Origin of the sequence: Gordonia sp. KTR9 (assembly GCF_000143885.2) — a bacterium.
Lineage (GTDB): Bacteria > Actinomycetota > Actinomycetes > Mycobacteriales > Mycobacteriaceae > Gordonia.
Genome location: NC_018581.1, coordinates 3,468,941 through 3,481,948, shown reverse-complemented (window position 1 = coordinate 3,481,948; position 13,008 = coordinate 3,468,941). Strand labels below are relative to the sequence as shown.

The 13,008-nt window shown below is 70.9% G+C and carries 10 protein-coding genes; all 10 read left to right on the top strand.

Translation table 11 applies throughout. The features are described 5' to 3' along the window. The first annotated feature begins 235 nt into the window (after positions 1-235). A complete protein-coding gene (locus KTR9_RS16350; protein ID WP_014927296.1) occupies positions 236-1,903 on the top strand; it encodes a UDP-N-acetylmuramoyl-L-alanyl-D-glutamate--2,6-diaminopimelate ligase in 1,668 nt (555 codons plus the stop codon). Continuing rightward, the gene (locus KTR9_RS16345; RefSeq protein ID WP_044506915.1) at positions 1,903-2,388 is read left to right on the top strand and encodes a hypothetical protein; all 486 of its coding nucleotides are present in this window, start codon (positions 1,903-1,905) and stop codon (positions 2,386-2,388) included. The genes KTR9_RS16350 and KTR9_RS16345 overlap by 1 nt, the downstream gene beginning before the upstream one ends. A gap of 127 nt (positions 2,389-2,515) precedes the next feature. After that, positions 2,516-3,613, top strand: a complete 1,098-nt coding sequence (gene mraY / locus KTR9_RS16340) for a phospho-N-acetylmuramoyl-pentapeptide-transferase (RefSeq protein WP_010843661.1) — start codon at positions 2,516-2,518, stop codon at positions 3,611-3,613. After that, on the top strand, positions 3,606-5,189 hold the full coding sequence (gene murD, locus KTR9_RS16335; RefSeq protein ID WP_014927294.1) for a UDP-N-acetylmuramoyl-L-alanine--D-glutamate ligase: 1,584 nt from the start codon (positions 3,606-3,608) through the stop codon (positions 5,187-5,189). Before mraY ends, murD begins: the two co-directional genes overlap by 8 nt. A gap of 5 nt (positions 5,190-5,194) precedes the next feature. Then, on the top strand, positions 5,195-7,090 hold the full coding sequence (ftsW, locus tag KTR9_RS16330) for a putative lipid II flippase FtsW (RefSeq protein WP_014927293.1): 1,896 nt from the start codon (positions 5,195-5,197) through the stop codon (positions 7,088-7,090). Between the two features lie 153 nt (positions 7,091-7,243). Next, on the top strand, positions 7,244-8,374 hold the full coding sequence (murG, locus tag KTR9_RS16325; RefSeq protein WP_044506913.1) for an undecaprenyldiphospho-muramoylpentapeptide beta-N-acetylglucosaminyltransferase: 1,131 nt from the start codon (positions 7,244-7,246) through the stop codon (positions 8,372-8,374). Between the two features lie 64 nt (positions 8,375-8,438). Continuing rightward, complete coding sequence (gene murC, locus KTR9_RS16320) at positions 8,439-10,058, top strand: UDP-N-acetylmuramate--L-alanine ligase (protein WP_044508019.1); 1,620 nt, start codon at positions 8,439-8,441, stop codon at positions 10,056-10,058. Next, positions 10,055-10,756: a cell division protein FtsQ/DivIB gene (locus KTR9_RS16315; protein ID WP_014927290.1), complete on the top strand. Its 702-nt coding sequence runs from the start codon at positions 10,055-10,057 to the stop codon at positions 10,754-10,756. The genes murC and KTR9_RS16315 overlap by 4 nt, the downstream gene beginning before the upstream one ends. 312 nt (positions 10,757-11,068) lie before the next feature. Next, positions 11,069-12,235 carry a cell division protein FtsZ gene (gene ftsZ / locus KTR9_RS16310; protein WP_014927289.1) on the top strand — a complete coding sequence of 389 codons (1,167 nt, stop codon included), beginning with the start codon at positions 11,069-11,071 and terminating at the stop codon, positions 12,233-12,235. Between the two features lie 8 nt (positions 12,236-12,243). Further along, entirely contained in the window at positions 12,244-13,008 is a 765-nt protein-coding gene (gene pgeF / locus KTR9_RS16305; protein WP_014927288.1) for a peptidoglycan editing factor PgeF, read from the top strand.

The following is a 13,008-nucleotide window of genomic DNA, read 5'->3' as shown; positions in this document are numbered from 1 at the left end:
GATCCGGACACGTGTGGCCGCGGGCGCACCGTGTGCCGGGACCGTCCGGGCGGGTCGGTATCGTGAGTGCGATTCCGTGCCCCCGGAGAGGGCCGACGCATCGTGCGGCCCGCCCCATCCGATGTCGCACCACCGACCCCGGCACCGATCCGTCACGCCCGACCAGCACCGGCGAGCACACCCGCTCGCGCAGCGCAGAACCGCGAGAGAAGAACCGAGGAGGCGAGGAGCACCGATGGCGTCTCGTCGACGATCACAAGACCCGCGTGGTGGACCCATCCGTCCCAGCGAGGTCACGCCGACACTTGTGTCCGTGCTGTCCACCGCCACCGGGGCCAGGCTCGACCTCGTCGGCGGCGCCGACGCCGAGTCGACCGTGACCGGGGTGACGCTGCGTGCCCAGGAGGTCCGGCCCGGTGATCTGTTCGCCGCGCTGCCCGGGTCGAGCACGCATGGCGCGCGATTCGCCGACCAGGCCGTGGCGGCCGGTGCGTCGGCCATCCTCACCGATCCCGCCGGCCGGGCCGAGCTCGCCCGCGTGCTGCCGCCGGAGACCGCCGTCGCGGTCCTCATCCATCCCGCGCCGCGCACGGTCCTCGGCAACGTCAGTGCGCGCGTCTACGGCAACCCGTCGCAGCGGCTCAAGCTGATCGGTGTCACCGGCACGTCGGGTAAGACCACCACGTCCTACCTCGTCGAGGCCGCCCTGCTGGCCGCCGGCCACTCCGTCGGACTGATCGGCACCGTCGAGACGCGCGTGAACGGCGTCGCCCAGCCGAGTTCGCTGACCACCCCGGAGGCGCCGACCCTGCAGGCCCTGCTCGCGGCGATGCTCGAGGACGGCGTCGACATCGTGGTCATGGAGGTGTCGAGTCACGCGCTGGCGCTCGGCCGAGTCGACGGTGCGCATTTCGCGATCGGCGCGTTCACCAACCTCTCGCAGGACCATCTCGACTTCCACCAGACGATGCGCGCCTACTTCGACGCCAAGGCGCAGCTGTTCGTCCCGTCCGCCCCCACCCATGCCGTCCGGGCGGTCGTCTGCGTCGACGACGAGTGGGGTCGACGGATGGCCGAGCTCGCCCGGCGGCCGGGAGAGTCCGCCCATCTGCAGCCGGTCACGGTGTCCACCGGGCCGACGCCGGCCCACTGGCACGCCGGTGAGTCGTCGCTCGATCCCGACGGTTCGTCACGCACACCGTTCTCCGAGCCGGACGGAACCCACGAGCTCCGCATCCCGCTGCCCGGCCGGTACAACGTGGCCAACGGTCTGCTCGCCGTCGCCGTCGCGCACGCCGCGGGGGTGTCGGTGCCGACGGCGCTCGAGGCGGTGGCGTCGGTGAGCGTGCCGGGACGGTTGCAGCGCATCGACCGCGGGCAGCCCTTCCTGGCCCTGGTCGACTACGCGCACAAACCGGGAGCGGTCGACGCGGTGCTGACGACGCTGCGCGGGCAGTCGACCGGACGGGTCGCCATCGTCATCGGTGCCGGCGGCGACCGGGACACCGGGAAACGTCCGCTGATGGGGGAGGCCGCCGCGCGCGGCGCCGAACTCGTCGTCGTCACCGACGACAACCCCCGCACCGAAGATCCGGGCGCGATCCGCGCCGAGGTGCTCGCCGGGGCGTACGCCGTGCCGGTGACCGAGCGACCCCGTGACGCCGAACCCGTCCGGGAGATCGGCGATCGCGCCGCGGCCGTCGAGGCGGCGATCGCGTGGGCGCAGCCCGGTGACATCGTGCTGGTCGCCGGCAAGGGACACGAAGCAGGTCAGGAGATCAACGGCGTGAAGCATCCGTTCGACGACCGCGAGGTCGTCGCCCGTGCGCTGGAGTCCCGCGCGGCGACATCGCGGGCGACGGGGACCACCCGCGGCCCCGACGCGGCGGCCGAGGAGCGGTGATGACGACGCCATCGGTCACGGTCATCCGTGGCAACCCGCCGGTCTCGGTCGACGACGCCCGCCTGCTGCTCCGGCGCCTCGCCGAGTCCGCCGGCGCGGGGCGTACCTGGGCGGTCATCGCCGAACTCGCCTCACCGGCGGGCCTCACCGAGAACCAGCGGGTCGTCGAACACGATCTGCTGGGTCGCCTGGCGGTCCGGCTGGCCGTCGACAAGACTCTCTGCGTGGGTGACTCACGATCGGTTCACGCCCTCCATCAGGGCGCGGTCATGGAGGGTTCCTGGGGTGACGAGGCGCGCATCGTCGCGACCGCCGACGAGGCCGCGGGTCTCGCCGACATCGACCAGGACTGGCGTCCCGCCGCCGGTGACGTGATCCTGCTGGCGACGGCGACCGCCGACCTCGATGCGGTCATCGCCGCGTGGTCGGAGCGCGGGGGATGGCGGGTCGTCGACGCGACGACCGGCGAGGAGGCGGCACCGTGACCCGCGGGGCGGGGACGAGCAGGTCGGCGACACCACACCGGCTCGGGGCACAGGACAGGTTCGGGGAGACGATCGTGGTCGAGGACAGAATTCCGGTCGGGTACGGAGAGGATGCGGGGGCAACGCGGTGACACAGATACTCCTCGCGGGCGCGATCGCGATCGCGGTGTCGATCCTGCTGACGCCGGTCCTCATCAAGGTGTTCTCCCGGCAGGGATTCGGGCAGGAGATCCGGGTCGAGGGTCCGAAGAGTCACCAGACCAAGCGCGGAACCCCGTCGATGGGCGGTGTCGCGATCCTCGCCGCGCTGTGGGCGGGTTACTTCGGTGCCCATCTCGTCGGGGTCTTCACCGACGCCGGGAACGGGCCGACCGCCTCCGGCCTGCTCGTCCTCGGACTGGCGACCGCGTTGGGCGTCGTCGGCTTCCTCGACGACATCATCAAGATCCGCAAGCACCGCAACCTGGGTCTGAACAAGACCGCGAAATCGATCGGTCAGTTCGTCGCGGCCATCCTCTTCGGCATCCTGGTGCTGCAGTTCCGCAACGACTACGGCTACACGCCCGCGAGCACCAACCTGTCCTACGTTCGCGACATCGACGCGATCACGCTCGGCTCGGTGGTCTTCGTGGTGTTCTGCTGGCTCGTGGTGGCGGCGTGGTCGAATGCGGTGAACTTCACCGACGGACTCGACGGCCTGGCCGCCGGGTCGATGGCGATGGTCCTGGGCTCCTATGTCCTGGTCACCTTCTTCCAGTTCGTCAACGCCTGCGCGGGTGGCGCCAAGCCGCCCAGCGAGATCACCACCGGCTGCTATCAGGTGCGCGACCCGCTCGACCTCGCGCTGATCGCGGTGGCCGGCGGCGGGGCGTGCCTCGGCTTCCTCTGGTGGAACGCCGCACCCGCCAAGATCTTCATGGGTGACACCGGCTCGCTCGCCCTCGGCGGGATGCTCGCGGGCCTGTCGATCACCACGCGCACCGAGCTGCTCGCGGTCGTCATCGGCGCGCTGTTCGTCGCCGAGATCATGTCGGTGGTGATCCAGATCGCCTTCTTCCGGACCACCGGGCGACGCGTGTTCCGGATGGCGCCTTTCCACCACCACTTCGAACTCGGTGGCTGGGCCGAGACCACGGTGATCATCAGGTTCTGGTTGCTCACTGCCATCGCCTGTGCCCTCGGGCTGTCCCTGTTCTACGGCGAGTTCCTGACCACCAATGCCTGATCGCCCGGTGCCGGATCCGAACCCGCTCGGACCCGACGCACGCGACCTGGCCGGCCGGACCGTCGTGGTCGGCGGTGCCGGGACCGCCGGCCTGTCGGCCACCCGGTTCCTGGTGACGCTCGGCGCCGATGTGCTGCTCGCCGACGACCGCTTCGCCGCCCGCGAGGCGTCCCCGGCCGATCGGGAGGCGGCGACGGCCGCGGTCGCCGGGGTGGCGGAACTGGTGTCGCGCGGCGTCGAGGCGATCGCCGTGTCGGATCTGCTCGCCGATCCCGCTCGGCTCGCTGGGGCCGCGGTGGTCATCGTGTCGCCCGGCTTCGCGCCGACCCACCATCTGGTCCGGGCGGCGGCCGACGTCGGCGTCCCGGTCTGGGGCGAGGTCGAACTGGCCTGGCGCGTCGACGCGGCGGGTCTGCTGGGCGAACCACGCACCTGGCTCGTGGTGACCGGGACCAACGGCAAGACGACGACCACCTCGATGCTGGCCGGGATCGTCGAGGCCTCCGGTCGTGCGGGCGCTGCCTGCGGCAACATCGGTCTCCCGGTTCTCGACGCGATGCAGGCCGAGCCGCGGGTGGACGTGCTGTGTGCCGAGTTGTCCTCGTTCCAGCTGCACTGGGCGCCGTCGATCCGTCCGCATGCCGGGGTCGTGCTCAACGTCGCCGAGGACCACCTCGACTGGCACGGTACGTTCGAGGCGTATGCGCTCGCCAAGGCGGGTGCGCTGCGCGGCGCGGTGAGTGTCGTCGGCCTCGACGACCCGGTCGCGTCCGGGCTGCCCGCCACGGGTCGACGCATCGGTTTCACGCTCGGCGAGCCTCGGCCCGGCCAGCTCGGCGTCGTGGACGGGCAGCTGACCGACCGCGCCTTCGACGCCGGCCACCTGTTCGACGCCGATGCGGTGCGGCCGGCCGGCCCGTCGGGTGTCGCCGACGCGCTGGCCGCGTCGGCGCTGGCGCTCGCGGTCGGCATCGGACCCGACGCGGTGCGGGCCGGCCTGACGGCCTTCCGGCCGGCCGGCCACCGCGGTGAGGTCGTCGCGTCCCGGGACGGTGTCGCCTTCGTCGACGACTCGAAGGCCACCAATCCGCACGCCGCACAAGCCGCCGTGGCCGCCTTCGACCGGGTCGTCCTGATCGCAGGCGGCCTGCTGAAGGGTGCGTCGATGGACGAGATGCTCTCGGCGGTGGGTGCTCGGCTGGTCGGCGTGGTCGCCATCGGGCGCGACCGCGACCTTGTGATCGAGGCGATCGCGCGACACGCCCCAGAAGTCCCAACAGTCACAGTATTCACAGGAGACGATGGCACGGTGAACGTGCATCGTCCGGGACAGGCCGGTCCCCACACCTCAGCGGTTGATCTCCCGGGTACGGGCTCCTCGGCATCGGTGGCGGTCATGGACCGGGCCGTCGAGGAGGCCTGGGCGCTCGCCGTCGCGAGCTCACCCGCCCCCGACGCCGTGCTGCTCGCCCCCGCGGCGGCCTCGCTGGACATGTTCGCCGGTTACGGAGCGCGCGGCGACGCCTTCGCCGCCGCCGCATGCCGGATCGCCGGCTCTTCCACCGCCGGACGGTGAGTCGGATGAGCAGCCGGACCCCGGCCGCGGACAACGACCCCGACGATGCCGACGGCGTCACCGGCGTCGAGGACACCGAGGCCGGCACCGACACCGACACCGGCACGAAGGCCGAACGGCGGGGAACCAAGCGCGCGGCCGGCACCGCGTCGGCGACCGGTGACGCCTCGAGCCGATCGGCGGGTGCCGCGGGTGCTGCGGCCGCCGCGTCGGTCCCGGCGATCGTCGCAGAGGCGATCCGCAATCTGCTGGCCCGACCGCTCGCGTCGTATCAGCTCATCCTCACGATGTCGTTCCTGCTCACCACATTCGGTCTGGTGATGGTGCTCTCGGCGTCGTCGGTCGAGGGCTACTCCAAAGAGGGGTCGGCGTACGGTCTGTTCGCCACCCAGGTGATCTTCGCGTTGCTGGGACTCGTGGTGTTCTATCTGATGCTGCGCGTCCCGGTGCGGCTCCTCCGGCGGTTCGCCGCCCCCGCCATGTTCGTCGCGGTGGTGTTGCTGGCCCTGGTCCTCATCCCCGGCGTCGGCACGCTCAGTCAGGGCGCGCGGCGCTGGTTCGTCATCTACGGGCTGTCGGTGCAGCCGTCCGAGCTGGTCAAGGTCGCGCTGTGCATCTGGGGTGCGCACCTGCTGGCCTCCCGGCGGCGGGACAACGCCTCGCTGCGTGAGTTGTTGGTTCCGCTCGTTCCGGTGGCCATGCTCGTGTGCCTGCTCATCATCCTCGAACCGAACCTCTCGACGACGATCACCATCGCGATCATCGTCGGCGCGCTGCTGTGGTTCGCGGGTCTGCCGATCAAGGTGTTCGCGTCGTTCGCGGTGTCCGGCATCGTGCTGGCCGTGATCCTCGCCCTCGCCGAGGGCTATCGGTCCCAGCGCGTGATGAGCTTTCTCGGCAACGTCGACGACCCGCAGGGCGCGGGTTATCAGGCGCGCCAGGCGACCTACGCGCTGGCGAACGGCGGGGTCTTCGGTGTGGGACTCGGCCAGTCGAGTGCCAAGTGGAATTATCTGCCGAACGCGCACAACGACTTCATCTTCGCGATCATCGGCGAGGAACTCGGGCTGCTCGGCGGCCTCATGGTGGTGTTCCTCTTCGTCGTCCTCGCCTACATCGGCTTCCGCATCGCGCACCGCTCGACCGATCCGTTCCTGCGCCTGATGTCGGCGACCATCACGGTGCTCATCATCGCGCAGGCCTTCATCAACATCGGGTACGTCATCGGATTGCTTCCGGTGACCGGAATCCAGCTGCCGCTGGTCTCGGCGGGCGGCACGTCGACGCTGACGGTCCTCGCGATGCTCGGGCTGCTCGCCAACGCGGCCAGACACGAACCCGAGGCGGTGGCGACCCTCACCGGCGGATCACCGAGCCGCGTCGCACGGTGGCTGCGTCTCCCGACGCCGGTTGCCTACCGGCAGACGCGTGCGGAGTCGCTGCGCGACCGACTGGACCAGCGACGCACGGGAGGCCCGCGTGCGGCCGCCGGCGCCGGTCACAGTGCTCGAGGACCGGTGACGCGTCGCCGGCCACCGAGCGGACGGGCGCCATCGGCGGACGCCGGTCGCGGCCGACGACGTTTCCCGCTGCCCTGGAAACGGGCCGCGAAGACGACGCAGTCCCCGCCCGGCGATCGCCGTCACGGCCGGTCGTTCCCGCGCGCTGGCGGCGGCAGCACCGGGGGCGCCCGATCGACGGCCGCCGGACGCGGCGGTGGCGCGGGACGTGCCCGACCTGGGCCGTCTCCGCGGGGCGGCGTGGACTACGGTGTCGGGTATCGGGGGAGTGCCCGCGCCGGGAGCGGAGCGAGCGGGCGGAGTGAGTACCGCGGGCGGAGTGAGTACCGCGGGCGGAGTGACTACCGCGGCGCGAGCGGACGAGGCGCGGGTCGCTGGTGACACGGCGGCGCGGACATGCGACTGCCGCCGGAGACCCGCCGGACGCGGGTCCCGCGCAGATGTGATCAAAGGCTGAATGGAGTGACGACGCCGGTGAGTTCGGGTGCAGTACACGCTGATACGACAGGGCGGCCGAACGGCCGTCCGCTGTCGGTGGTCGTCGCCGGCGGCGGCACGGCCGGTCACATCGAACCCGCCCTCGCCGTCGCCGACGCGGTCAGCCGACTCGACCCGACCGCCCGCATCACCGCGCTGGGCACCAGCCGGGGCCTCGAAGTCGATCTCGTTCCGGAACGCGGATACGACCTGAAGCTGATCCCGCCGGTTCCGTTGCCGCGCAAACCCGGCCTCGATCTGGCCCGTACCCCCGGCCGCCTGCTCGGTTCGGTGGCCGCCACCCGCAAGGTGCTCGACGAGGTCGACGCCGACGTGGTCATCGGCTTCGGTGGTTACGTGTCCGTGCCCGCATACCTGGCGGCGCAGATGCACCTGCGCCGGCGCAATCGGATCCCGATCGTCATCCACGAGGCCAATGCCTCGGCCGGCATCGCCAACAAGGTCGGTGCCCGGTTCGCCGACCGCGTCCTGGCCGCCGTCGACGGTTCGGGTCTCGACGCGACGGTCGTGGGGATCCCCGTCCGTGGCGTGCTCGCCGAACTCGACCGGCCGGCGCTGCGCGCCAAGGCACGCCATTACTTCGGACTCGACGACGATGCGCCGACGCTGCTCGTCTTCGGCGGCTCGCAGGGGGCGCAACGACTCAACGACGCGGTGTCCGGCGCTGCGGAGACGCTGGGCAGGTCCGGCATCGGCGTGCTGCACGCCTATGGCCCCAAGAACTCGATCGACCCCGCGGTCGTCGACGACGCGCCGCCCTACCGCGCCGTCGGATATCTCAAGCGCATGGATCTCGCGTACGCCGCCGCCGATCTGGTGATGTGTCGCTCGGGTGCGATGACGGTCGCCGAGGTGTCGGCGACCGGGTTGCCCGCGATCTACGTCCCGCTGCCGCACGGGAACGGTGAACAGCGACTGAACGCACTGCCCGTCGTGGAGGCCGGCGGGGGACTGCTCGTCGACGACTCGACGGTGGATGCCGACTGGGTCGCCCGCGAAGTGCCCGCGCTGCTCAAGGATTCGGCGCGGCTGCAACAGATGTCGGTCGCCGCCGCGGGTACCGGACACCGGGACGCCGCGTCGGCGGTGGCCACCGCCGCGATCGAACTCGCGCGGAATTTCCGTGCCGGTCGCCGTCGGGGCGGGAGGTCGTCCCGTGAGCGATGAGACGACGGACGACCAGACAGCGAACGACGAGACAGCGAACGACGAGACAGTGAGCGTCGAGACGGTGAGCGACGAGACGGCGTCGGCGTCGGGGGCGCTGCCGGATCAGCTGAGACGTGTGCACATGGTCGGCATCGGCGGCGCCGGGATGTCGGGACTGGCACGCATCCTGCTGGCCCGCGGTGGTCAGGTCTCGGGGTCGGACGCCAAGAACAGTCGCGGCATCCTCGAACTCCGCACCCGTGGAGCCCGGGTCCAGGTCGGACACGACCCGTCGGCGCTCGACCAGATCCCCGGTGGCCCGTCGGTCGTGGTGACCACGCACGCCGCGATCCCGAAGACCAATCCCGAACTCGTCGCGGCACGCTCGCGCGGCATCCCGGTGCTCCTGCGTCCGCGCGTGCTGGCCCAGCTGATGGCGGGCTGTCGCAGCCTGTTGATCGCGGGTACCCATGGCAAGACGTCCACGACCTCGATGGCCGTCGTCGCGCTGCAACACGCCGGAACCGACCCGTCGTTCGCGATCGGCGGCGAGTTGAACGAATCGGGGACCAACGCCCATCACGGTGGTGATCCGGTCTTCGTCGCCGAGGCCGACGAGAGCGACGGCTCGCTGCTCGAGTACACGCCCGACGTCGTGGCGGTCACCAACATCGATGCCGACCATCTCGACTTCTTCGGTTCGATCGAGGCCTATGTCGAGGTGTTCGACCGATTCGCCGCGCGGATCACGACAGGCGGTTCGCTCATCGTGTGCCTCGACGACCCGGGGTCGGCGGCCCTGGCCGGCCGCGTCGCCGAGTCGCTCACCGCGCGCGGGGTGGAGGTCCTCGGATACGGACGCGGGACGCATGCCGCGCTGGCGCCGACCGTCCCCAACGTCGCGACCATGCTGGCGTGGGAACCGCGCGGGTCCGGGGGATCGGCAACGGTCCGTTTCACCTCCCCGCTCCGCCCGGATGTCGAGGACCGCCGGCTGCTCCTTCCGCTTCCCGGAGAGCACATGGCGCTCAACGCGATCGCCGCGGTGATCGGCGCGGCTCGCGTCGGCGCACCGGCCGCCGACGCGGGGTCCGGTGCCCCGGGCCGGTTCGACGGCATCCTCGCCGGGATCGGCTCGTTCGGTGGCGTCCACCGGCGTTTCGAGTTCCGCGGACAGCGCGGCGGTGTCGAGGTCATCGACGACTACGCCCATCATCCGACCGAGGTGCGCGCCGTGCTGTCGGCGGCGCGGGACATGGTCTCCGCGCGCGGCGGGCCGGACGGCTCGCGCGGGCGTGTCATCGCCGTGTTCCAGCCGCACCTCTACTCGCGCACCGTCGAGTTCGCCGACGAGTTCGCCGCGGCCCTCGACCTCGCCGACGCGGTCGTCGTCGCCGACGTCTACGGAGCCCGCGAGGCCCCGATCCCCGGGGTCAGCGGGCGGACGATCTCGGACAAGCTGACGGTACCGGGCATCTTCGCCCCGGACCTGTCACGTCTGTCCGCGCAGGTCGCCCGGCTGGCACGCTCCGGCGACGTCGTCCTGACCCTGGGCGCGGGTGACATCACCATGCAGGGACCGGAGATCCTCGCCGCGCTCGAATCGGCGTCGGCGTCCGACGCCGCCACCGAGACGGATGCGGCCGGATCTGCCGTCGGCGGCCCGGGGGAGTCCGACGACCGGACGGGGCGGGTGTCGTGATCCGGTGGCCGGAGCGCCGCCGGTCCCGCATGGTCCTCGGCACGCTCATGGTCGTCGCGGTAGGGGTCGGGCTGGTCCTGATCGCCTACCTCACTCCGCTGATGTCGGTGCGCGGCACCGACGTCCGCGACAACGGGTCGATCCCCGCGGACGAGATCCTGCGGGTCGCGGCCGTGCCGTCGGGCACCCCGCTGTTGCAGGTCGACACCCGGGCGGTGGCGCAACGCGTCGCCACGATCCCGTCGGTCGAATCGGCGCGGGTGCAGCGGAGTTATCCGTCGTCGCTGACCATCACCGTCGTCGAGCGGGTGCCGGTGGTGATCGTGAACAACGGCGACGACGTCCACGTGCTCGACAGGTCCGGGGTCGCGTTCCTCGACTTCGACCGCACCCAGGGGGTCCCGCCCGAGGTCCTCAAGCTCCCGGTGCTCGACACCCCGAATCCGGGGCCGGCGGACCCGACCACCAAGGAGACCATCGCGGCGGTGGCAGGGCTGCCCGAATCGTTGGCGCGGCAGGTCATCCGGGTCACCGCGACCTCACCGGTCGACATCGAGTTCACCCTGTCGGAGAAGCGGACGGTGGTGTGGGGGGACAGCGACCGCGGTGCCGAGAAGGCCCGCACTCTCACGCATCTGCTCACCCGCAAGGCGACGATGTACAACGTGTCGAGCCCCGAGTTCCCGGCCTATCGCTGATCTCGCGGCGGTCCCGGTCGTCCCGGGTTCGCGTCCGTGGGCGGTGCGGAGCTAAGCCGCGGGAGCCGAATGTTCCCGAATACCGACGAAAAGCCGGGATTTCCGGCGGAATTCGGGTGCGACTTGCCGACACGCCGAGGGCGGATCTGGATACCTGGGCCCTCGATGCCTAGCGTCATGACCACAACGAGTTACTTGACATAACTCTAAATCTATGGTTCAGGTTTAGGGTTTGTCGCGAGCGGACCGTGGACCAGCAGGTCCACACAGACGAATCACCACGAGATCGACCCACACAAGGAAGGCGAGCGCATGACGCCACCGCACAACTACCTGGCCGTCATCAAGGTCGTCGGCATCGGCGGTGGCGGCGTGAATGCCGTCAACCGGATGATCGAACAGGGACTCAAGGGAGTCGAGTTCATCGCGATCAACACCGACGCGCAGGCGCTACTGATGAGCGATGCCGACGTCAAGCTCGACGTCGGCCGCGACTCGACCCGCGGTCTCGGCGCGGGCGCCGATCCCGAGGTCGGCCGCCGCGCCGCCGAGGATGCACGCGACGAGATCGAAGAACTGCTCAAGGGCGCCGACATGGTGTTCGTCACCGCGGGTGAGGGCGGCGGCACCGGTACCGGCGGTGCGCCGGTCGTCGCGCAGATCGCGCGGAAGCTCGGTGCGCTGACCGTCGGCGTGGTCACCCGTCCGTTCTCCTTCGAGGGCAAGCGTCGTGGCGGACAGGCCGAGGCGGGCATCACCGCCCTGCGCGAATCGTGCGACACCCTCATCGTCATCCCGAACGACCGTCTGCTGCAGCTCGGTGACGCGCAGGTCAGCCTGATGGACGCGTTCCGCAGTGCCGACGAGGTGCTCCTCAACGGCGTGCAGGGCATCACCGACCTCATCACCACCCCTGGGCTGATCAACGTCGACTTCGCCGATGTGAAGGGCGTCATGAGCGACGCCGGTAGCGCGCTGATGGGCATCGGTTCGGCCCGCGGTGAGGAGCGTGCGCGCAAGGCCGCGGAGTCCGCGATCAACTCGCCGCTGCTGGAGGCCTCGATGGAGGGCGCCCGGGGCGTGCTGATCTCGATCGCCGGCGGCAGCGACCTCGGCCTGTTCGAGATCCACAACGCCGCGACCCAGGTGCAGGAGGCCGCCCACGAGGACGCCAACATCATCTTCGGCACGGTGATCGACGACAACCTGGGCGACGAGGTGCGGGTCACCGTCATCGCGGCCGGATTCGACGGCGGTACGCCCAAGAAGCGTTCCGATGTGCCGTCGGCCGCGGGACGCACCGCGGTCGGGCAGGGCCAGGCCGGCGCCGTGACGTCGCCGCCGAAGAACGATCCGCTCTTCGGGGACATGCCGAAGGGCGCGGGTGATCCGTTCGAGCAGGAGCCGGAACCGCCCCGCCGCAACACCGTTCGGCTGGACGACGACGACGTCGACGTGCCGTCGTTCATGAAGCGCTGAGTCCGCGGATGCGGGTGCGGCGTGTCATCACCACCCGTGCCGGCGGGGTCTCGGTGTCACCGTACGAGTCGTTCAATCTCGGTGATCACGTCGGAGACGATCCGGAAGCGGTGGCGGCCAACAGGATTCGACTGGCCGAGCAGATCGGGGTGGACAGTGGCTCGGTGGTGTGGATGGAGCAGATCCACAGTCGCAACGTCACCGTGGTCGACGGGCCGGTCGCCGAGCCGGTGCCGGCCACCGATGCACTGGTCACCACCACGCCCGGCCTCGCCCTCGCGGTGTTGTCGGCCGACTGCGTCCCGGTGCTCCTGAGCGACGACGAGGCCGGCGTGATCGCGGGAGTCCATGCGGGACGGGTCGGCGCCCGGATCGGCATCGTGCCCGCCACTCTGCGCGCGATGGTCGAACTCGGCGCCCGCGTCGAGTCCATCGGAGCCTTTCTCGGACCGGCGGCGAGCGGTGACCACTACGAGGTCCCGCCGGCGATGCAGGCCGACGTCGAAAAGCATCTGCCCGGCAGTGCTGTTCGGACGAAGAAGGGCACCACCGGTCTCGACCTCCGCGCCGGTCTGCGACGCCAGCTGCTCGACGCGGGGGTCGGGGGAGTGGCGGTCGATCCGCGCTGCACCATCTCGGACCCGAGTCTCTTCAGCCATCGCCGCGGCGCGCCCACCGGACGCCTCGCGTCGGTCATCTGGATGGACCCGAACCCGGACTCCGACGAGACGAACGACGATCGTCCCGGCGAGCGGGGCCCGCTCGGGGAATGA

Coding starts and splice junctions, on each gene's coding strand:
- KTR9_RS16350 (WP_014927296.1), top strand. CDS start 236: ATGGCGTCTCGTCGACGATCACAAGACCCGCGTGGTGGACCCATCCGT.
- KTR9_RS16345 (WP_044506915.1), top strand. CDS start 1,903: ATGACGACGCCATCGGTCACGGTCATCCGTGGCAACCCGCCGGTCTCG.
- murD (WP_014927294.1), top strand. CDS start 3,606: ATGCCTGATCGCCCGGTGCCGGATCCGAACCCGCTCGGACCCGACGCA.
- ftsW (WP_014927293.1), top strand. CDS start 5,195: ATGAGCAGCCGGACCCCGGCCGCGGACAACGACCCCGACGATGCCGAC.
- ftsZ (WP_014927289.1), top strand. CDS start 11,069: ATGACGCCACCGCACAACTACCTGGCCGTCATCAAGGTCGTCGGCATC.
- pgeF (WP_014927288.1), top strand. CDS start 12,244: ATGCGGGTGCGGCGTGTCATCACCACCCGTGCCGGCGGGGTCTCGGTG.